The organism is Citreicella sp. C3M06, assembly GCF_018860705.1.
Lineage (GTDB): Bacteria > Pseudomonadota > Alphaproteobacteria > Rhodobacterales > Rhodobacteraceae > Salipiger.
The window spans coordinates 250,025-270,145 of sequence record NZ_JAHKQA010000047.1; the positions used below are offsets into that span (position 1 = coordinate 250,025).

At 63.5% G+C, this 20,121-nt stretch carries 25 protein-coding genes and 1 pseudogene; 13 read left to right on the top strand and 13 right to left on the bottom strand.

Annotated elements, in window-relative coordinates:
- Window positions 1-66: 66 nt before the first annotated feature.
- Window positions 67-834 carry a DeoR/GlpR family DNA-binding transcription regulator gene (locus KO516_RS11460; protein ID WP_252737535.1) on the bottom strand — a complete coding sequence of 256 codons (768 nt, stop codon included), beginning with the start codon at window positions 832-834 and terminating at the stop codon, window positions 67-69.
- Window positions 835-987: 153 nt separating this feature from the next.
- Between KO516_RS11460 and KO516_RS11465 the strand changes: the two genes are divergently transcribed.
- The 5 genes from KO516_RS11465 (at window position 988) to KO516_RS11485 (ending at window position 6,004) form a co-directional block, all read left to right on the top strand.
- Entirely contained in the window at window positions 988-1,788 is an 801-nt protein-coding gene (locus tag KO516_RS11465) for an SDR family NAD(P)-dependent oxidoreductase (RefSeq protein ID WP_216003923.1), read from the top strand.
- A gap of 50 nt (window positions 1,789-1,838) precedes the next feature.
- Entirely contained in the window at window positions 1,839-2,945 is a 1,107-nt protein-coding gene (locus tag KO516_RS11470; protein WP_216003924.1) for an ABC transporter ATP-binding protein, read from the top strand.
- Window positions 2,942-3,745, top strand: a complete 804-nt coding sequence (locus KO516_RS11475; protein ID WP_216003925.1) for a carbohydrate ABC transporter permease — start codon at window positions 2,942-2,944, stop codon at window positions 3,743-3,745. The genes KO516_RS11470 and KO516_RS11475 overlap by 4 nt, the downstream gene beginning before the upstream one ends.
- An 84-nt stretch (window positions 3,746-3,829) precedes the next feature.
- Complete coding sequence (locus KO516_RS11480) at window positions 3,830-5,068, top strand: ABC transporter substrate-binding protein (RefSeq protein WP_216003926.1); 1,239 nt, start codon at window positions 3,830-3,832, stop codon at window positions 5,066-5,068.
- 54 nt (window positions 5,069-5,122) lie between these two features.
- Window positions 5,123-6,004, top strand: a complete 882-nt coding sequence (locus tag KO516_RS11485) for a carbohydrate ABC transporter permease (RefSeq protein WP_216003927.1) — start codon at window positions 5,123-5,125, stop codon at window positions 6,002-6,004.
- Here the strand turns inward: KO516_RS11485 and atzF are convergent.
- Entirely contained in the window at window positions 6,001-7,368 is a 1,368-nt protein-coding gene (gene atzF / locus KO516_RS11490) for an allophanate hydrolase (RefSeq protein ID WP_216003928.1), read from the bottom strand. The two genes, KO516_RS11485 and atzF, sit on opposite strands and share 4 nt — an antisense overlap.
- Window positions 7,369-7,488: 120 nt before the next feature.
- Between atzF and KO516_RS11495 the strand changes: the two genes are divergently transcribed.
- From KO516_RS11495 to KO516_RS11510, 4 genes are all read left to right on the top strand, one after another.
- On the top strand, window positions 7,489-8,379 hold the full coding sequence (locus tag KO516_RS11495; RefSeq protein ID WP_216003929.1) for a LysR family transcriptional regulator: 891 nt from the start codon (window positions 7,489-7,491) through the stop codon (window positions 8,377-8,379).
- A 96-nt stretch (window positions 8,380-8,475) separates the two neighbouring features.
- Window positions 8,476-9,156 carry a cysteine hydrolase family protein gene (locus tag KO516_RS11500; protein ID WP_216003930.1) on the top strand — a complete coding sequence of 227 codons (681 nt, stop codon included), beginning with the start codon at window positions 8,476-8,478 and terminating at the stop codon, window positions 9,154-9,156.
- Window positions 9,153-9,494: a cupin domain-containing protein gene (locus KO516_RS11505; protein ID WP_252737536.1), complete on the top strand. Its 342-nt coding sequence runs from the start codon at window positions 9,153-9,155 to the stop codon at window positions 9,492-9,494. The genes KO516_RS11500 and KO516_RS11505 overlap by 4 nt, the downstream gene beginning before the upstream one ends.
- A 703-nt stretch (window positions 9,495-10,197) precedes the next feature.
- Entirely contained in the window at window positions 10,198-10,998 is an 801-nt protein-coding gene (locus KO516_RS11510) for a BtpA/SgcQ family protein (protein ID WP_216003931.1), read from the top strand.
- Window positions 10,999-11,093: 95 nt separating this feature from the next.
- Here the strand turns inward: KO516_RS11510 and KO516_RS11515 are convergent, their stop codons facing one another.
- From KO516_RS11515 to KO516_RS11535, 5 genes and pseudogenes are all read right to left on the bottom strand, one after another.
- Window positions 11,094-11,729, bottom strand: a complete 636-nt coding sequence (locus KO516_RS11515; protein WP_216003932.1) for a transposase — start codon at window positions 11,727-11,729, stop codon at window positions 11,094-11,096.
- A 239-nt stretch (window positions 11,730-11,968) separates the two neighbouring features.
- Window positions 11,969-12,691, bottom strand: a pseudogene (locus tag KO516_RS11520) (transposase).
- A gap of 165 nt (window positions 12,692-12,856) precedes the next feature.
- Window positions 12,857-13,255 carry a hypothetical protein gene (locus tag KO516_RS11525; protein ID WP_216003933.1) on the bottom strand — a complete coding sequence of 133 codons (399 nt, stop codon included), beginning with the start codon at window positions 13,253-13,255 and terminating at the stop codon, window positions 12,857-12,859.
- A complete protein-coding gene (locus tag KO516_RS11530; RefSeq protein WP_252737537.1) occupies window positions 13,252-13,656 on the bottom strand; it encodes a hypothetical protein in 405 nt (134 codons plus the stop codon). The genes KO516_RS11525 and KO516_RS11530 overlap by 4 nt, the downstream gene beginning before the upstream one ends.
- Before the next feature lie 48 nt (window positions 13,657-13,704).
- Entirely contained in the window at window positions 13,705-14,070 is a 366-nt protein-coding gene (locus KO516_RS11535; RefSeq protein ID WP_216003934.1) for a hypothetical protein, read from the bottom strand.
- 9 nt (window positions 14,071-14,079) lie between these two features.
- Here KO516_RS11535 and KO516_RS11540 point away from each other — a divergent pair, with 9 nt between their 5' ends.
- A complete protein-coding gene (locus KO516_RS11540; RefSeq protein ID WP_216003935.1) occupies window positions 14,080-14,340 on the top strand; it encodes a hypothetical protein in 261 nt (86 codons plus the stop codon).
- 42 nt (window positions 14,341-14,382) lie between these two features.
- Here the strand turns inward: KO516_RS11540 and KO516_RS11545 are convergent, their stop codons facing one another.
- The 5 genes from KO516_RS11545 to KO516_RS11565 form a co-directional block, all read right to left on the bottom strand.
- Window positions 14,383-14,613 carry a hypothetical protein gene (locus KO516_RS11545; RefSeq protein WP_216003936.1) on the bottom strand — a complete coding sequence of 77 codons (231 nt, stop codon included), beginning with the start codon at window positions 14,611-14,613 and terminating at the stop codon, window positions 14,383-14,385.
- Window positions 14,610-14,936 (bottom strand): DUF6525 family protein, encoded by a 327-nt coding sequence (locus tag KO516_RS11550; protein ID WP_256444171.1) that lies wholly within the window; start codon window positions 14,934-14,936, stop codon window positions 14,610-14,612. Before KO516_RS11550 ends, KO516_RS11545 begins: the two co-directional genes overlap by 4 nt.
- Window positions 14,933-16,144, bottom strand: a complete 1,212-nt coding sequence (locus KO516_RS11555) for a GTP-binding protein (protein ID WP_216003938.1) — start codon at window positions 16,142-16,144, stop codon at window positions 14,933-14,935. The genes KO516_RS11550 and KO516_RS11555 overlap by 4 nt, the downstream gene beginning before the upstream one ends.
- Complete coding sequence (locus KO516_RS11560) at window positions 16,141-16,302, bottom strand: hypothetical protein (RefSeq protein WP_216003939.1); 162 nt, start codon at window positions 16,300-16,302, stop codon at window positions 16,141-16,143. Before KO516_RS11560 ends, KO516_RS11555 begins: the two co-directional genes overlap by 4 nt.
- A gap of 203 nt (window positions 16,303-16,505) precedes the next feature.
- Window positions 16,506-17,549, bottom strand: a complete 1,044-nt coding sequence (locus KO516_RS11565; protein WP_216003940.1) for a zinc ABC transporter substrate-binding protein — start codon at window positions 17,547-17,549, stop codon at window positions 16,506-16,508.
- A 56-nt stretch (window positions 17,550-17,605) separates the two neighbouring features.
- Between KO516_RS11565 and KO516_RS11570 the strand changes: the two genes are divergently transcribed.
- From KO516_RS11570 to KO516_RS11580, 3 genes are read left to right on the top strand one after another with little or no spacing between them, the layout of a single operon-like run.
- A complete protein-coding gene (locus KO516_RS11570) occupies window positions 17,606-18,124 on the top strand; it encodes a transcriptional repressor (protein ID WP_216003941.1) in 519 nt (172 codons plus the stop codon).
- On the top strand, window positions 18,121-18,888 hold the full coding sequence (locus KO516_RS11575; protein WP_216003942.1) for a metal ABC transporter ATP-binding protein: 768 nt from the start codon (window positions 18,121-18,123) through the stop codon (window positions 18,886-18,888). The genes KO516_RS11570 and KO516_RS11575 overlap by 4 nt, the downstream gene beginning before the upstream one ends.
- On the top strand, window positions 18,888-19,676 hold the full coding sequence (locus KO516_RS11580) for a metal ABC transporter permease (RefSeq protein WP_216003943.1): 789 nt from the start codon (window positions 18,888-18,890) through the stop codon (window positions 19,674-19,676). The genes KO516_RS11575 and KO516_RS11580 overlap by 1 nt, the downstream gene beginning before the upstream one ends.
- 52 nt (window positions 19,677-19,728) lie before the next feature.
- Here KO516_RS11580 and KO516_RS11585 read toward each other — a convergent pair whose 3' ends face one another.
- Window positions 19,729-20,106, bottom strand: coding sequence for a hypothetical protein (locus KO516_RS11585; protein WP_252737538.1), 378 nt, complete (start codon window positions 20,104-20,106; stop codon window positions 19,729-19,731).
- Window positions 20,107-20,121 lie beyond the last annotated feature (15 nt).

A 20,121-nucleotide genomic window follows, 5' to 3' on the forward strand; every position in this document is an offset into this window, starting at 1 on the left:
GCCCCACGGTGGCGACGCGGAAAACATCGACGGGCATTCAGTTACTCCTGTTGGGGGGCAAGGTGGTCAGGGTTCTTCGGCCACCCGGATTTCGACACCCGCCCCGGCCAGCGCCGACGCAAGGTCAGACGGGGGCGGCGCATCGGTGATCAACACCGATGCTTCGGACAAGGCCGCGACGCGAATGGTCGACAGCCGCCGGAATTTTGTTGAATCGCACAAAAACACCCGCTGGGCCGAACGTTGCAGATAGATCTTCTTCAACTCGCTGTCTTCGATGGAGTAATCATAGAACCCCTCGTCCGACAGGCCCGAAACGCCGATCACCGCGACTTCGAAATGCAGCTTGGAAAAACTCTCGATGGCGCTGGGTCCGGTGATCGACAGCTCATTGGGGCGGGTGCGCCCTTCGGGCAGGTAGACTTCGGTTCCCAAGGCCCCCAGAGATGTCGCGACCCGCAGGCTGTTAGTGAACACGTGGCGCTGCCCGGGGCGCCGCGCCAGCGCTTCGGCGGCGAACAGGCAGGTGCTGCCGACATCGATGGCAACAGAGCGAAATCCCGCCAGAAGATCAGCAGCTTCGGCAGCAATCAGCCGTTTGGCCGAAGCGTTGTGCGAGACCCTCAGATCGAAATTCGGTTCGATATCGTCGATCACCTTGAGCGGGCCGGACGCGCGCCGCCGCGCACCGCCATGCACCCGTTCCAGCAGGCCTTCGCGTTCCAGTTCGGCAAGGTCGCGCCGCACGGTCATGTCGGACACATCAAAGTCGCGCGCAAGATCAGCAACGGCGACCGAACCGCCCTCATACAGGCGTTTGAGGATCGCATTCATGCGCGTCCGCGCCGGCGTTCGCAATTTTGTATCCATCGTCAGCGCCATCCCTTCTTCATGTTCGATTTTACCGAGCAAACCAACATTAGTAAACAAATTACTTGCCTTTTGCGTTCGGTTTTGTTTCCTTTTCCCAAAAGGAGTCCCCAACTTATGCCGCAAAACCAGCTTTCCGAACAGGTGCACCCGGATCTAAACAAGAAACGTGCGTTTCTGACCGGGGGCGCTACGGGTATCGGCAACGCCATCGCACGCGGGCTGGCAGCGCAGGGCGTCACGGTGGCCATTGCCGATCTTGACGAAGCCGCCGCCGTGAAAGCCGCCGAAGCGCTTGGCGACGGGCACATCGGACTGGCGGTGGATGTGCGCGAGCGCGCGTCGGTCGAGGCGGCATTTGCCGCGGCGCTGGACCGTCTGGGCGGCATCGACATCTGCATCGCCAATGCCGGCGTGTCTTCGATGCGCGCCGCCGTCGATCTGACCGACGACGATTGGGATTTCAACATGAACGTCAATGCCCGCGGCGTCTTCCTGACCAATCAGGCCGCGGCGCGCCATTTCAGCGCCACCGGCAGCGGCGTCATCGTCAACACCGCGTCGCTGGCCGCCAAGGTCGGCGCGCCGTTGCTGGCCCACTACAGCGCATCGAAATTCGCCGTGGTCGGCTGGACGCAGGCGCTGGCCCGCGAACTGGCCCCCATGGGCATCCGCGTCAACGCGGTATGCCCCGGCTTCGTCAAGACCGGCATGCAGGACCGCGAGGTCGCATGGGAGGCAAGCCTGCGCGGCATGACCGGCCCGCAGGTCGTGCAGGATTACATCGATCAGACCCCGCTTGGCCGACTGGAAACCCCCGAAGACGTGGCCAATGTGTCGATATTCCTGTGCTCGCAAGCCGCGCGGTTCATGACCGGGCAGGCGATCAACGTCACCGGCGGCGTCTACATGACCTGATCCGGACGGATCGCACCCCCCTTTAGCATCGGCAGCAAGGAAACAGCGTCATGGCCAGCATCACCCTGAAAGGTGTGTCCCGCGATTACGGCAGCGGCATTTATGGCGTGAAAGACGTGGATCTCGAAATACGCGACGGCGAATTCATGTGCTTTCTCGGCCCGTCGGGCTGCGGCAAATCCACCACGCTGCGGATGATCGCCGGGCTCGAAGACATCACCTCGGGGGTGCTGTCGATCGGCGGCAAGGACATGACCCACACCCGCCCGCGCGATCGCAACGTCGCAGTGGTGTTTCAGAGCTACGCTTTGTATCCGCATATGTCGGTGCGCGACAATATCGCCTTTGGCATGAAGATGCGCGGGGTTGATCGGGGCGAACGCGACAAGCGGGTCGCGCAAGCCTCGGCAAAGCTGGGGCTGGACAAATACCTTGATCGCCGCCCTGCGGATCTGTCCGGGGGCCAGCGCCAGCGCGTCGCGCTTGGGCGGGCCATCGTGCGCGATCCGGATGTGTTCCTGATGGACGAGCCGCTGTCGAACCTCGATGCCACGCTGCGCGCGCAGATGCGGCTGGAACTGGTGCGGCTGCACCGTGAGCTGGGCAAGACCACGGTGTTTGTCACCCATGATCAGGTCGAGGCGATGACCATGGGCGAGCGCATCTGCATTCTGCGCGATGGTCAGGTGATGCAGGTGGGCCGCCCGCTCGATGTCTATGACAACCCGGTCAATATCTTCGTGGCGCGCTTCCTGTCGTCGCCCCCGATGAACATCCTGCCCGCCAGCCTGACGGATGGGCGCATCGCCTGCGGGCTGGCAGAGTTCGCGCTCAGCTCCGGTCAGGCCAGCGCCTATGCGCAAGCCAATGGCCGTGCCCTGAAACTTGGCATTCGGGCCGAGGATCTTTACGCCCAGCCCGGTCCGGGACGGGTGCCGATCACCGCAGAGCTGCGCGCCATCGAGGCCCTGGGCGCGGAAAACATCCTGTTTGCCGCCATCAACGGCCATGACATCGCCGCGCGCGTCGATCGCCGGATGCTGCCCGCCGTGGGCGAGCAGATCACGCTTTACCTTGATACCGCCGCCCTTCACCTGTTCGACGCCAGCACCGAACAAGCCTTTGCGCGCCCCGATCCCGACACGGTGCGCACATGAAGATCGGAGCGGCCCTGCGCCATGTCGCGCTGATATTTTTCTGCCTCTGCGTGGCGCTGCCGATCTTCTGGCTGGTGCGCACCAGCCTTGTGCCGCCCGAAATGTCCTATGATGCACGGCTGTGGCCCGCCTTCAGCACCGCGAATTATCAGGGGCTGTTTGCCGACAACGGCTTTGGGCGCAACTACCTCAATTCGCTGATCGTGGCCTGCGGCTCGGTGCTGATCGCCACGCCTTTTGCCGCGCTAACGGGCTATGCCTTTGCGCGGTTCCGCACCGGCGGGCGCGCCGCGCGCTTTGCGGTTCTGGCGACGCAGATGCTGCCCCCCGTGGCGCTGGCGCTGCCCACGTTCATGATCTACCGGCAGGTCGGGTTGACCAATTCGGTAAGCGGGCTTGTCATTGCCTATGCGGTGGTGAACCTGCCGTTCCTGACGTGGATCCTGATGGGCTTCTTCGAAGGCATCCCCAGCGATCTCGAAGAGGCCGCCATCACCGACGGTGCCACCGACTGGCAGGCCTTCCTGCTGGTGGTGCTGCCCGTGGCGCGCCCCGGCATCGCCGCCGCGCTGGTGCTGGGGTTCATCCTTGCGTGGAACGAATTCCTGTTCGCGCTGATCCTCAGCGGACCGTCGACCGCAACGGTGCCGGTCGCTCTGGCGGCGCTGCAAACATCGAACGGGGTCGAAATCGGCAAGGTCGCGGCCGGAGTGGCGCTTGCCATCGTGCCGCTGATGATCGTGTCGCGCTTTATCCAGAAATACCTTGTCCGGGGCCTGTCCTTTGGCGGCGTCGGCTAGACAATCCCGTCTGCGGCAAAGCGCAGACCAATAAGGCCGCATGAACCGGCCAGTTCCAACCTCATCAACAGGAAAACCATTGCCATGAAACATCAACTGACCCGTGCCTCTGCCCTAGCGCTGCTAGGTGGCCTCGCAGCCAGCCCCACCTTCGCGCAGGACATGACCGTGCGCGCGCTGATGGAAGACGTTCCCGAAACCCGCATCATCGAAGCCCTGCTTCCCGAATTCACCGAACAGACCGGCATCGCCGTGGAATTCGAAAAGGTCGGCTATGGCGACATGCATGACAAGCTGGTGGCGCAGTTGGTCGGCGGGGAATCCTATTACAACCTTCTGTCGGTCGATTTCCTCTGGGCCGGTGAATTCCCCGAAGCCGGCTGGCTGAGCGATCTGACCCCCTTCGTCGAGGCCAGTGATTTCGACATGTCCGGGTTCATCCCGTCGATGCTGGATCTTCTGGGCGCAAGCGAAGACAGCCTGCCGATCATCCCGATGTACAACTATTCCATGGGGCTGATCTATCGCACCGACCTGCTGGAAGCCCGCGGCGCCACCCTGCCCGACACGCTGGAAGGCTATGTCGAGCTGGCCAAGGCGGTGTCCGCCGATGGCGAGGTGGTCGGCGCGGCGATGCAGGGCCAGAAGGGCGATCCCAACGCCATGGAGTTTTCCAACTACCTTTACGCGGCCGGAGGCAGCTATCTGGATGACGCAGGCGCGGTTGCGCTCGACAGCGATGAGGCCGTCACGGCGCTGACGCTTTATACCGACGCGATCCAGAACGCCGCTCAGACCGGCGCGCTGTCGGCGACGCTGGATGACACCATGCGGCTGATGTGCTCGGGCGAAGCGTTTTCGATGGTCACCTATTGGTGGATGCTGCCGCAGCTCGACAATGCGCAAACCTGCCCCGAGGTGTCGGGCAAGCTGGCACTGTCAGTCATGCCCGGCGGCGCGGGGGAATCCGGCGGCTGGGGCTGGGGCATCCCGTCCAACGTAAGCGATGCCGACAAGGACGCCGCGTGGCAGTTCATCGAATGGGTGCAAAGCAAGGAGGTCGCGATCAAGCGCGCGGTCGAAGGCCACGCCCCGGTGCAGTCGGATGTGTTCTCCGCCCCCGAGGTACTGGAGGCGCACCCCTATTACGCCGATGGCCAAGCGGTTGTGGAAGCCGGGAAATCCTTTCCGATCTTCACCTATTCCGCGCAATACGAAGACGTGCTTGGCACCCAGATTTCGCTTGCCGCCAGCGATGATGCCAGCCCGGCCGATGCCATCGCCGCAGCGGCCAGTGGCCTTGCGGACCTGATGGACCAGTAAACCGACAGCGCCCCGCCTATCCCGGCGGGGCGCCCTTTGACCGACGAGGCACCCATGTCCGATTTCAGCATCACCCGCGCCCGCCGCCGCCTTGGCCGGGTGTTTGCCGCGCCGGGCCTTGGCCTGCTGGTCATCACCATGGGCCTGCCGCTGGGCTATGCGCTGGTGATCTCGCTGTCGAACATGACGCTGATCCGCCCCAGCCTCAGCCCGTTTCAGGGGCTGGAAAACTATATCGAGATCCTGAGCGACCCGATGTTCTGGTCCTCGCTTGGGGTGACACTGCGGTTTTCTGCGGCCTCGGTGATCGGCGAATTCGTGGTCGGGCTGGCCATCGCGCTGCTGCTGACCAAGGTGGTGCACATGCGGGCGCTGTATTTCGCCATTCTGACGCTGCCGATGGCCATGTCGCCGGTGGCCGTGGCGCTGATCTGGAAGATGCTGCTGCAGCCCAACCTTGGCATCGTGAACACCACGCTGGTCGGCCTGGGCCTGCCGGCGATCGACTGGCTGGGCGATCCCGATCTGGCGCTCTCGACGCTGGTGTTCGTGGAAATCTGGCAGCAGACCTCCTTTGTGGTGCTGTTGCTGTCGGCGGGGCTCGCCTCGCTGCCCCGCGATCCCTACGAGGCGGCCGAGGTCGATGGCGCTGGCCCCATCGCGCAATTCTGGTACATCACGCTGCCGATGCTGCGCCCGGTTGCCGCCATCGCCATCGTGATCCAGCTGATCAACGAATTCCGCACCTATGATCTGGTCTATGTGATGACTAAGGGCGGCCCCGGAATTTCCACCGAACTTCTGTCGTTTTTCGCCTATAAACGCGCCTTTCAGGGGCTGGCCATCAACGAAGGCAACGCCGCTGCCTTCCTGCTGTTGCTGGTGGTGCTGGCCATCACCGTGGTGTTTTTCTGGATCCTCGAACGCCGCCGTTAGGGGCGCGCCCAGCCGGTTGCGCCCAGACTGCGGTTGCCGGCGCTTTCCAGCCCCAAGGCCATTTCGGCCAGCAGCGCGTCGTCGCCCGCCTGCCCCAGCAGGGTCACGCTGCCCGGCCGCCCGTCGCTGCGTGGCGGCACCGGCACCGCCAGCGCCGACATGTCCAGCAGGTTCACGAAATTGGTATAGGTGCCAAGGTTGGCATTGGGCGTGATCGGATCGGCCTGCAGATCCGCGACCGAATAGAACGTCGGGATGCTGGGCACGCAAAGCAGATCGACCGCCGACAACGGCGCCTCGACCGCCCGCGCCAGCGCCTTGAGCCGATAGAACCCGCGAAACGCATCCGTAGCGCTCAGCGTGGTTGCCTTGGCTATGATCTGGCGGGTCACCGGCAGCACGGCCTCGGGGTTTGTCGCCAGCAGCTTGTCGATGACGCTGTGGCGCTCTGCCACCCAAGCGCCATTATAGAGCATGTCGGCCACGTCATAAAACGGCGTGAAATCCATCGGCACGATGCTGTGGCCCGCCGCCTCGAGCAGGGCCAGCGAGGCGGCAAAGGATGCCTCTTGCACGCTATCGCCGAAACAGCGCAGCGAGGCGGCATCGGGCACCCCCACCCGCAGCGCCGTGGGCGCGGCTGTCAGGGCGCGGGTCTGCACCGGCTTGGCGTAACAATCGGCGGCATCATACACCGCGCCAACCCGAAACACCGCATGGGCATCGGCCACAGTCAGCGCCAGCACCGAAATCGTCTCCACCGACCGGCAGGCCGGCACCGACCCCGAGGCCGACCAGCTTCCAAGCGTCGGCTTCAGCCCAACGATATTGTTCAGCGCCGCTGGCACCCTGCCCGACCCGGCGGTGTCTGTCCCAAGCGCAAAGCTGACCATGCCCTGCGCCACCGCCACCCCCGACCCGCTGGACGACCCGCCCGGCACGATCAGCGGATCATGGGCGTTTTTCGGCACGCCATAGGGGCTGCGCACCCCCACCAGCCCGGTGGCGAACTGGTCGAGGTTGGTTTTCCCGATCACGATGGCGCCCGCCTCCCGCAGGCGCGCCACCGCGAAAGCATTCTGTTCGGGCTGGTATTCCCACGCCGGACAGGCGGCGGTGGTGGGCAGGCCAGCCACGTCGATGTTGTCCTTGACCGCAAAGGGCACGCCCCACAGCGGCTTGTCGGGATCATGCGCGCCCAGGGCCTTTGCTTCGGCCAACGCATCAGCTTCATCCCGCAGGGTGATGAAAATGCCCGGGTCGTTCACCTCTCGGATGCGGGCGTAGACCTGCGCGATGATGTCAGCGGGCGCGGTGCCACGGGCATAGGCATCGGCAAGGGCATCAAGGGTCAACGGTGTCATCTGGGGCGTCATCTGGGGCAATCTCCTGTCGGCTGCGCCAAAGGGATGCTGGAAACTGCGTAAACACAATTGCCAAGTATTCACAGAAGTGATGCACTAGATGCAGCAGTCGGAGACCCCATGCGCCATCTCAAAGATTTTCACTTCATCGAGGCCGTGATGCGCGCCGGGTCGATCCGCAAGGCGTCAGAAGATCTGAACATCACCGCCTCGGCGCTGAACCGGCGCATCCAGCGCTTTGAAGAAGACTTTGGCGCGCAGATTTTCGAACGGCTGCCGCGCGGCATGCGGCTCAACCCCGCTGGCGAGTTGGTCTTGCAGCATTTTCGCGCCCAGCAAAGCGATCTGCGCCGGGTGCAAGGGCTTGTCGCTGATCTGAGCGGAGAGCGGCGCGGCCATGTCTCCATCGCCTGTTCGCAAGCGCTTGCGCCCTATTTCCTGCCCGAACATATCGCCGCCTATCGCGCCAAGCACCCCGGAGTCAGCTTTTCCGTTCAGATCCGCGACCGCGACGCCGCCGAACAGGATTTGCGCAGCTTTGAAAGCGATCTCGCTCTGGTGCTGGAACCCGTGCATCTGGTGGATTTCACCGTGCTGAGCGCTGTCAGCCAGCCCATCCATGCCATCATGCGCGCCGATAACCCGTTGGCGAAACGCGCAGAGCTGCGCCTGCGCGATTGCCTAGATCACCCGCATGTGCTGCCCGCTCGCGCCTATGCAGTGCGCCATATGCTGGAAACGGCGCTGGCGGGCACATCGCACGGGCTGACGGCGGCGGTGGAATCGGATTCCTTCGATTTCATGCGCCATTACGTCGAGTTCGAAGACGCCATCGCCTTTCAGATCCCCATCGGGCTGCGCCTGCCGGACACGCTGACAAGCCGGCCGCTGTCGCTGCGCGATGTCGCGCCGGGGGCGCTTTTGCTGGGGCAGCTCAAGGGGCGCAGCCTGCCCGTCGCACCGGCACGCTTTGCGCAAAGCCTGATCCGGGCGTTGCAGAACATCGCATAGCGGTGCATATTTTGCACCGCCGTTGCGAAAATTGAGCATCCGAACGCGGCGCTGATCGGTGCTAGCCTTGAGCAGACCCAACAGTCCGAGGTTCCGATGCCCACAATCTCTGCCCGCCCCTATGCCTGGCCCTATAATGGCGATCTGCGCCCGGAAAACACCGCGCTGATGGTGATCGACATGCAGATCGATTTCTGCGGCCCCGGCGGCTATGTCGACGCGATGGGCTATGACCTGTCGCTGACGCGCGCGCCGATCGCTCCGATTCAAACCGTGCTCGGCGCGATGCGCGCGGGTGGCTATCCCATCATCCACACCCGCGAAGGCCACCGCGCCGATCTGGCCGACCTGCCCCGCAACAAGCAGTGGCGCTCGCGCCAGATCGGCGCGGGCATCGGCGATGTGGGGCCCTGCGGGCGCATCCTTGTGCGCGGCGAACCGGGGTGGCAGATCATCGATGATCTTGCCCCGCTGCCCGGTGAAATCATCATCGACAAGCCCGGAAAAGGCAGCTTTTGCGCCACCGATCTCGAGCTGATCCTGCGCACGCGCGGGATCGAGAACCTGATCCTGACCGGCATCACCACCGATGTCTGCGTGCATACCACCATGCGCGAGGCCAATGACCGCGGCTTCGAATGTGTCCTGCTTGAAGACTGCTGCGCCGCCACCGATCGCGCCAACCATGAGGCCGCCATCGCGATGATCCAGATGCAGGGCGGCGTGTTCGGCACCGTGTCGAGCAGCGCCGATATGCTGGCAGGGTTGCCGACATGATGCCAGCCGTGGCCGCAGGGCTTTTGTCCGGGGGATGGCGGGCGTTGGATTACGCGCCGTTTCGCCCCGGCGTGCGCATTTGCCCGCTGTGGGGCGACAAGGCCGACGGCCCGGCCTGGGCCATTCTACGCTATGAGCCGGGCGCGTCCGTGCCGCGCCACCGGCATCCGGGTCTGGAAACCATCCTTGTGCTCGACGGCGCGCAAAGCGATGACCACGGCACCTATCGCGCCGGCGACATGGTGTGCAACCCGCCCGGCAGCAGCCATGCGGTCTGGTCGGAAAGCGGCTGCGCCGTGCTGATCTTCTGGGAACGCCCTGTCGAGATACTGGCATAGCGACGGGTCTCGCGGGGCGCTGATCTCGACCCGGTGACATCCGGACAGGCGCAAAAGCGGTCGCAGGCGCGACAAGGAACAGGCAAGTGCCAAGGCGACCATTGCCGCGCCTTGTCCGGCCCCGCCCCGGCCATTCAGAATGCGACAGCGCCCCGGGTCTGCTTGGCGATGCGCTGCACGAGACTTCCGAACACCACCCCAAGACCGCTGCCGCTGCGAGCCTTCGCCTGCCGATGAGCCGGTGCGAAGCGTTCAACGCGCGGCAGGGCGCGATGATGGCGGCCAGCGGAATATGTGACCACGCTGCGCACTCTTTGGGGTGATGCGGCACGCCGACTGACGCCCGCGCCGGATCAGACAAGGGCGCTGTCACCCCGATTTTCCAGACCGCATGACGTCGCAACCGGCCTGCGCGCAAGCGACGATGGGGCGGGTTCGTGACATCTGGGCCCGGCTGCGGAAAACTTTCCGGTTGACGAACATCATCATGTTCGATCAATGTTCATTACAGCACAAAACGAACCGAAAACAAACAAACCACAGTCGCATCCGATGACAAGACCGATCCTGTCCGGTGCCGCCCAGCCTCAATGTCTTCAGGCATATGCACGGGCGTTCCCGGCCGGATCACAGCAAGAGACCGGTGCGGCGTCGGGCAATAGCGCCCCCGGACCCAAACACAAACGAACACAAGGACCACCCCATGACCTGGCTTGAAGACAGCTTTGGAACCAAGAAACCGATCATCGCCATGTGCCACCTGCAAGCGCTGCCGGGGGACCCTGCCTATGACGCGGCGGGCGGCATGCAAAAGGTCGTGGATCTGGCCCGACAGGATCTGCTGAACCTGCAGCAGGGCGGTGTCGATGCGATCATGTTTTCCAATGAATTCAGCCTGCCCTACCTGACGACGGTCAAGCCCGAAACCACCGCCGCCATGGCGCGGATCATTGGCGAGCTGATGCCCGACATCACCGTGCCCTTTGGGGTCAATGTCCTGTGGGATCCGATCGCCTCGATCGACCTTGCCGCCGCAACCGGCGCCGTGTTCATCCGCGAGATCATCACCGGCGTTTACGCCAGCGATTTTGGCCTGTGGAACACCAATGTCGGCGAAACCATCCGTCACAAGATGCGGCTCGCGCCCGATCTGAAGATGCTGTTCAACATCGTTCCCGAGGCGGCATCCTATATCGGATCGCGCAATATCATCGACATTGCCCGCTCGACCGTGTTCAACAACCGGCCCGATGCGCTCTGCGTGTCCGGCCTCACCGCCGGGGTCGAAACCGATACTCAGGTCCTGACCAGCGTCAAAGAAGCGGTGCCCGACACCATGATCCTGTGCAACACCGGCTGCCGTGTCGAAAATGTCGAACGTCAGCTTTCGGTGGCCGATGGGGCGGTGGTCGGCTCGACCTTCAAGATTGACGGCAAGTTCGACAACCTCGTCGATCCTGAGCGGGTGCGCGCATTCATGGACAAGGTGAAATCCTTGCGCTGAGCCCTACGGGGAGGCGCCTGAAACCATCGGGCCCCTCCCCGGATACGGCGCCTTCTACGCAGCATTGGCTATGATGACGAGCTTGGGCGCGCCCGCTATGACGCTGAGCTTGTTCGGCTTTTGCCTGCGTTGCGGAGCCTATCTGCGTAGGCTTTGAGTGTCGGGTTATGATGCGAGGCGCGCAGCGCCGCCTGGAACAGGACATGCCGCAGCACGTGTCTGCCGCCGGCAATGGCACGCTTGCCGCGCAGCGTTCCACTGTCCTGTGCCACCAGGTCCAGACCGGTCAGCGCCGCAGTTGCGGATTTCCGATGCTCCCAGAGCTGCGCCAGAAGCCGCTTTCGCATCTTGACCACCTGCGCCCAACCGGTGGTCAAGGCTCTGAGAAGACGATGATGTTCAGCGGGAAGGGCCCGTCCGCCGCCGGGTCTGAAAATGATGAATCGAGCAATGAGTTCGGCATCGGTCCTGTCGCTCCTAGCACGGGTTCCAAGGCTGCGCGCGAAGGCCTTAGCATGGGCCGGCGGCACTTGGCGAACGTCGATGCTTGCGCTTTTCAGAAAGGTCCAGAGGCGCCATTCCTGCCCACCCGTCGCTTCGAAACAGACAACAGCCGCCTGCTTGTGTGCAAGATCGGACACCGCGATATGTCCATCGTCAGGATTGGGGATGCGATGGCGTTGACCGCCCGGAAGGCAGTGAATATCGCGCCAGTCTCGGCTCACATCCATCCCGCTGATCCAACCAAGTGTTGCCTTCTCTATGCTCTCCTCCTTGTGATACGCGGTCCCGCAAGGGCCAGTGGCAACTGTTCGAGACAATAAAAGGGAGGCGGTGCCGGCAAGCTAGCATGCGTGGTCAGGCCACAAGGGACAGGCGCCATTCACAGCCCGGTCATCTGCCTCGGGCAAGAAAGGTGACGGGGACAAAATAGCAGGGCAGAGATACAGAAGGCTCAGGACTCGCTCTCTCAAAGCCAGAAGATGACGGTCGCAGGGAGTGCGATTGCCGAGATGACGCTTTGTGGGCAGCGGTCGTAGCGGGTGGCCACTCGCCTCCAGTCCTTGCGCCTGCCGAACATGATCTCGNNCCTTGCCCGGCAGGGCATTGCAAAGCAATGTCCCGAGAGGGGGACCGAACGGGCGCCTTCCGTTTCTTCCGACCCGGGATGCAAGGATATATCTTCTTGTCCTGAAAGACTTCTCTCAACGAGTCGGCATCGTAGCCACGATCTCCGAGCAGCCACTTTACGTTGGGCAATCCGCCGATCAGCGCAGGCACGCCGATGTAGTCTCTGACAGGGTCGGCGCTCAGGAACAGGTCGATGGGCCGCCCTTTGCCGTCACAGATGGCGTGCAATTTCGTGTTCATACCGCCTTTGGTTCGGCCAATCAGACGCCCACGCTCCCGTTCATGGCCGCACTCGAACCAATGGCGCTTGGCCATTCACCTCTAACGCTTCCAGCGGTTGTAGAGCGTCTTATGCAGGCCACATTCCCTTGGCGCATCACGCCCTCTCAAGCCATTGCAGTTGAGGAATATAATGTTGCTCACTACGCGCCGGTCATCCCTTTCGGGGCATTGCTTTGCAATGCCCTGCCGGGCAGTGAACGCAAGGCTTGCCGTGGGGCTTCGAAAATTGGGGCTCCAAGCACGCTATCTGCGCTTCGGTCAGCCCGAAGAGATCAGACATGTCATCGCTCCTTTGGAGAGCCCTGAGCCTTACCGCTAGTATTGATGCCTTTTGGGACAGACACGTATCGACAAAAACAACGGGCAGCGCTGAACCTATTTATGAAGAATAACAACAGAATCCCCAGCGGGGCCTCGCGCCAGTAGGGCAGCAATTCGACCATCATCAGCCCCAGTTCGGACGTTGGCGCACGCCTTCCCACATGCACGAACCCGAGGGCGGCAATGGACATGATCGCCGTGGCCGTGCCGGAGAGGGCATGGCGGGATCCTTGGCTGCAAGCCTCGTCCCCGTCCACGGCTCCATCGCCAGCAATCCCGGAAGCGCAAGCAGCGCATCGGCAAGACGGCAAAACACCGACCGGCCCGGATGATCATAGCCGAGGGGCGCAGCGGCCTCGGGACCGGTCAGCGCCTTCATCAGCGATTGCGCAACCGGATCGCCCGGCAGGATCAGCGGGCCAAGCAGGGACAGGGCGGCAACCAGCACGATCAGGACCACGCTGGCCAGGCGGTCCGCCGACAGCGGCGGGCGCCGAGAGGCGGTAACGTCCAGAAAGCTCATGCTGCGACCCCCGGATCCAGACGCCGCACGGCGAGGTCAATCGCGGCATTGACGGAGACGAAGCCACGAGCAAGCACCACGCTGTGCCTTGCACCATCGGCACATCGCGCATGAAAATCGCATGCTCCAGCGCGTGGCCGATGCCCGGCCAGCCAACGCAGTTGCGCGGCAAGAACCACGCTCCGAACAAGGGCCACGAGAAACTGCGGATCGGCCTTGATGCCGGTCGACGTGACCAGCAACTCCCGGTCAAGCATTCCGCCGGGCCTAAGCCTCGTGAGAACCCCCAAGGGCGTCCCGATCAGACGCGACAGCAGAATGGTCACCACCGCCAAGGACACCGACGCGCCAAGCTGGTGCGCGATTGCATCGACAACCGGCTGTTCGGTGACAAGTGACATTCCTAAATCCAACCGAGCCAGATCGCACAGCCATAGCGCCCGACCGCATCACCGGACAGGCTGCGCATCATGATGAAACTGGCGGTTCCGATCAGCGCCGCCACCATGATTGCCCGCATCCTCGGGATAGCGCAACATCTCCCCTGCGATGCCGGTGCGGCCAATGGCGAGGCTCCGGGCACGGCGCACCTCTGGTTCGGACAGGAACGGATGGCCAGCGTTCACCTTGATCAGCCGCGCGCGGGGAATGGCGCGCGATAGCCCGTCGGCACTGTCCAGCATGTTCCGCTGCGACACGCTGGCCGGATCGAGCACGAAGACGAATTCGGCGTCACCGGATTGCGCCATCAACGCCCGCGTTTTGACCCGGCTGACGGCGGAATAGCCGACATCGGCGATATGCGGCGGCGCCACGAGCAATCGGTGAATGCCGTCGCATCGAGGCAGAGCGACGGGACCATAGCGGTGATCCCCGTGCCATCCGCTGCAAAAGATGCCGGCGACATGATCTGCGAGCGCAATTCGGCAAGAACCGCCGCCAGCGGTTCGGACAGCAGAACCATGACCGCGCCATCGCCCGCCGTGGTCCAGGTGATCGGCACATCCGCCAACGGTCCGGGTTTGGCGCGCGCGATCTTCGGCGCATTGACACCCCTTTGGCGGTCATTGCGGCGCCATCGTTGAAAACACGCCATCGCGCAAGGCAAAATTTCAGGTCAGCCCGTCCTACGAGACCTCCGATGACGTGACCAGACCGGGTGTCAGGTCGTCCTCGTGGCTGGCGTTCACCAGCGTCTCAGCCATGCCCATCCGGGTGAAGATGTAGCCGCCTATCAGCGGTTCCGGCGACTGGATTTCGAACTGCGCGGCGATATCGAGCGTGCCGTCGGCTTGCGCGAGCGTTGGCATCAGGAGGCACACCGCAGCCAAAGCTGACGTGAGAAAGGGGGTTGTCATCTGTTTGAATCCCGATGAGTGCCCGGGTGATCTGCCGCGATGAGGCGGCTCTGAGCATAGCGGTCGCGGGCAAGGGTTTTCTGCTGGGCGCGATCAAGCCGCGCCAGCACGTCTTCGAGGCTCTCGCCGCGCGCCCGCGCCTTGCGCAGGATCTTGCGGCACGACGCAGGCGACCAAGGCAGCGCCGCCTGTGAAAGCCACGATCTGACGGGGGCTGGCAGCGCATCGAAGGCCTGCATCGGGTCCTCGTGGCGGCGCCTTGTCCTGAGGCTGGTCGCGCCGCGGTTCGTGGCAGCAGAGCCGGAAGCGCGCCGGTGTATCATGCCGCCTCCGCGCGCCGCCAGACCGGGAACGGATCGGGCATGTCCGGCAGGGCATCAGGGCCGGGCGCAAGATGTTCGGGCACAAGACACGCGTTAAGCCGCGCCTTGATCGCGGGCCAGTCGACACCGGCACCGATGAACACCAGCTCTTGGCGACGGTCCCCCCAGGGCTCGGACCAATGCGCGGCCATGTACGCGCGCGCGCCTTCGTGATCGGGCCAGCGATCGCTGGGAACCGACGCCCACCATGTGCCAAGCGGCTTGACCGAGGACAGCGCCCCCGCAAGGCTGAATTCGGCCACCCATTCGGGTCGTGTCGCGATCCAGAAATGCCCCTTGGCGCGGATCACGCCGGGCAGATCACCATTCAGCAGCGCCATGATCTTTTCCGGCTCGAACGGGCGGCGGGCGCGATAGACGAAGCTGGCGACGCCGTATTCCTCGGTCTCCGGCACGTGATCGGCAAACCCGTAAAGCTCTTTGGCCCACATCGGATGCTCATGCGCCTTGTCGAAATCGAACAGGCCCGTGTTCAGGATCGCATCCGCGGGCACGTCGGAATGGCTGGTCTCGATGATCCGGGCATCGGCGTTCAGGCTGCGGATGATCTTGCGCGCGGCGTCCACCTGTTGCGGCTGCGCATCTGCGACCTTGTTGAGGATCACCACATCGGCGAATTCGATCTGTTCGACCAAAAGGTCGACCAGCCGACGCGCGTCCTCCTCGCCCAGCGTTTCGCCCCGCGCACTCAGGAAGTCATGGCTGGAGTAGTCGTTGAGCAGGTTCACCGCATCGACCACCGTGACCATCGTATCGAGGCGCGACACATCCGACAGGCTTTCGCCAGCCTCATCACGGAAATCGAAGGTTGCCGCAACCGGCAAGGGTTCGGAAATACCGGTCGACTCGATCAGCAGGTAATCGAAGCGCCCGTCCTCGGCCAGCCGCCGAACCTCTTGCAACAGGTCGTCGCGCAAGGTGCAGCAGATACAGCCATTCGACATTTCAACCAGCGTTTCGTCGGTCTGGCTGAGGTTCGCCCCTCCCTCGCGCACCAGATCGGCGTCGATGTTCACCTCTGACATATCGTTGACGATGACCGCCACGCGGCGCCCCTCGCGGTTGTTGAGAACCCTGTTCAACAAGGTCGTTTTTCCAGCGCCAAGAAAGCCGGACAAAACGGTGACGGGAAGGCGGGTGTCGCTCATCTGGGGATCTCCAGTGTTGGGATGATGTCGGGAAACAGCAGCGAGGCATGGCAGGCGCTGCCCGCCTGTGCCCCGTCTGCGAGGGCAAAGTTGATATTGGGCATGGCGCGCACGACGCCGCGGGTGGCAAAGACGCCCGCAACGCTGGTCTGCGCCATTGCCGCCATCTTGACGAAGGGCCGCGCCAGAGCATCGAGAAAGGCGCAGCCCCGCCGCCTTTCCGGCCGCGGAAAACCAGCAAGACGCGTATCAGAAAAGGCAGCAGACGGCTTCATCTGTGTTATTACATTACATTCACGCGTTAAACCGGCACCCAACCCCCGCTGCGGCACGGCGTAACCGCAGCGGGGAAGAGCAGAGGTCAGAGGCAATCCGCCAGCGAGGTCGCCAGATCGCGCAGGAGCTGGGGATAAAGGTCGGCACCCGGCGTCAGGCTGGACCCGAGCGGGTCCATCACCCCGGAGCGCGCATCGGACCCATCCATGACCGAGGCCACGATGCCCGGATTGAACTGCGGCTCGGACATGATGCAGCTTACGTTCTGTTCCGCGACACGGGCCTGAATCTCGGCAATCCGGGACGGGCTGGGATCGGTCGCATCCGACACCGAAATCGCCCCCGACGCGGGGAAATCAAACGCGGCCTCGAAATACTGATAGGCGTCGTGGAAAACGATGAAATTCCCCCCGCGCACCGGCTCTAGAATGGCGTTGATCTCGGTGCGCAGATCCGACAATTCCGCACGCCCTGCCGCAGCGTTTGCATAATAGGCTCCGGCATTGTCCGGATCAGCGGCTGACAGTGCAGCAGCGATCGCGTTCAGCCACGCCGCGCCGTTATCCAACGACAGCCAGGCATGCGGATCGTGCCCACCATGATCATGGCCTGCATGATCGTCGTGATCGTCGTGGTCCGCATGATCGTCGTGTTCTTCATGGCCATCGTCGTGGTCTGCATGATCATCGTGATCATCGTGATCGTCGTCATGGCCCGCATGATCGCCGTGGTCGTCGCCTTCATGCTCATCGCTATGCTGATGCGCCTCGAACAGCGCGCCTTCCCGCGTGGGCAATTCCGTGGCGCCATCGGCCTCGATCAGTTCGACAACGGCCGCATCGCTCGCCAGCGTGTCGATGGCATCCTCCAGCCAAGGGGTCAGATCAGGCCCGACCCAAAACACCAGATCGGCGCTCTGAAGCGCCTTCGCCTCGGAGGGACGCAGGTTGTATTCATGCGGGCTGGCACCAGATGCCACGATGAGCGATGGCTCTCCGACGCCCGCCATGACGCGCGCCACAAGGGAATGCACTGGCGCAATATCGGCGGCCACATTCGGCACATCCGCAAGCGCTGTCCCGGCCAGCAGCGAGGCTGCAAGCGACAACGGGGCGAGGTTTCTGGACATTTCCAACTCCATGTGATTTTATAACGTTTCATGCCGGGTACAGGAAATGTGATAACATGACAAGTAGGCCAGAGACAGGTCATGACGCGCCGTCTGATACGGTCGGGTTCGATACTCACGACCATGCGGGTTGTATCACTGCCGCAGTGTCTGCCGCCGAAGCGCATTGCGCGACCAACGGGCTGCGCTTTACGCCGGTTCGGCGCAAGGCGCTGGAAATCCTGTTGCAAGAACATCGCGCGCTTGGCGCCTACGAGATGCTCGACCTGTTGCGTGACGCCGGGTTCGGCTCGCAACCGCCCGTCGCCTATCGGGCGCTGGAGTTCCTTGTGGCCAACGGCTTCGCCCATAAGATCGAGCGGCTGAACGCCTTTGTCGCCTGCGCCCATCCGGGAGCCAGTCATTCGCCTGCCTTCATGATCTGCAGAGCCTGCGATTCGGTCGCAGAAGCCCAGTCGGCCCCGGCACGCGGCAGCCTCGGAGACGTGGCCCGCGCGGCCGGGTTCCAGATCGAGCGGACCATGGTCGAGGCGGTCGGCCTCTGCCCGAACTGCGCAGAGAAAGCCGCTTCATGAGCCTTGTGACAGTTGAAGACATCAGCGTCGGCTACGGCGCCGACACGGTGCTGACGAATGTGTCGCTGACGATCAAGCCCGGCGAAATCGTGACCATCGTCGGCCCGAACGGATCGGGCAAAACAACGCTGCTGCGCGCCGTGATCGGCGCGGTACGCCCCGCATCCGGGCGGATCACTCACAAACCCGGCCTGCGTATCGGATATGTTCCGCAAAAGCTGCACATCGACCCCACCCTGCCGATGACGGTTGCGCGCTTCCTGCGCCTGCCGGGCGGCATACCGCGCTCTGTTTGCGCGCAGGTTCTGTCGCGCGCGGGCGTGCCGGATCTGTCGGGGCGGCAGATGTCCGGCCTGTCGGGCGGCCAGATGCAACGGGTGCTGTTGGCCCGTGCGCTGGTCAATGACCCCGAGATTCTGCTTCTGGACGAGGCCACCCAAGGCCTCGATCAACCCGGTTCCGCAGCCTTCTATCGCCAGATCGAAGAGGTGCGCAAAGACACGGGCTGCGCTGTCCTGATGATCAGTCACGAATTGCACGTCGTGATGAGCGCCTCCGACCGCGTGATCTGTCTGAACCGGCATATATGCTGCGAAGGCACCCCCGAAATCGTTTCGGCGGCACCGGAATATCGCGCGCTCTTCGGCTCGGGCACGGGGGGCGCGCTGGCGCTCTACCGTCACGACCATGATCACGCACATCACGAAACCTGCGATCACGATCATGGGCAGTCCCATCGCAGCAAGACCGAGGCAGCCGAATAATGCTGGACGACTTCATGACCCGGGCGACACTGGCGGGTGTCGGTGTTGCCTTTGCCGCCGCGCCGCTTGGCAGTTTCGTCGTCTGGCGGCGTATGGCCTATTTCGGTGACGCAACGGCTCATGCCGCAATCCTTGGGGTGGCGCTGTCGCTGGCGCTGAATATGTCGATCTTCACCGGGGCGGTGGCTGTCGCTCTGGCGATGGCGCTGACCGTGACGCTTCTGACGGGGCGCGGTTATGCGATGGACACGCTTCTTGGCGTGCTGGCCCATTCGGCGCTGGCGTTCGGGCTGGTGGCCGTGTCGTTCCTGTCGGGCATCCGGATTGACCTGATGGCCTATCTGTTCGGGGACATTCTGGCGGTGTCGCGCGGTGATCTTGCGGTGATCTGGGGAGGCGCCGCGCTGGTCGTCGGGCTGATCGGCTGGCGCTGGTCGGCGCTGCTGACATCGACGCTCAGCGAAGAGCTCGCCTATGCTGGCGGCATCGATCCTAGGCGCGAGCAACTGGTCCTGACCCTTGGGCTTGCCATCACGGTCGCCGTGGCGATCAAGGTTGTCGGGGTGCTTCTTATCGCGGCCATGCTGATCATTCCGGCCGCCGCCGCGCGACCTCTGTCGCGCACGCCAGAAGAGATGACCGTGATCGCCGCCGTGATCGGCAGCGGGTCGGCCATTGCCGGATTGCGGGCGGCCTATGTGCTGGATACGCCCGCCGGGCCTTCGATCGTCTGCGTTGCGGCCTTGGTCTTTCTGGCGACAAGCCTTCTTCGCGCGGCGCGTCCCTAGTGGCGAGTAGTATCGACCTCGTTTTCCATGCGCAAAAGCCACTTTCCGGCAATCATATCCCAGCCCGCCGCCAGCCTTGGCCAGCGGCGCCTCCTTCGAGATCTTTGCCACGGCAATCTCGGGCAATACGGTGTATGCGCTGAAGGTCGAGGTGCCCCTGTAGGGATGGATCATCCTGCCCTCGTCGCTGACCCGCGAGGCGCCATCGAGCATGACGCCTTGGCCTTGGGTCTTGCGGATGGTCTGGCAAAGGTTGCTCTTGCCCGACTTGATCTAGGGGCAGTTCGGGTCTTCGGGGGAAAAAGGGATGACATGCTCGCCCGGTTTGACCGAGGTCGCCCTTGCCCAGTTGCTCGACAATGCCGACGGCTTCGTGGCCGCGAACGACAGGGAAAAGCCCTTCGGGAGCGTCGCCCAGCAGCGTGAACATGTCGGTGTGGCACAG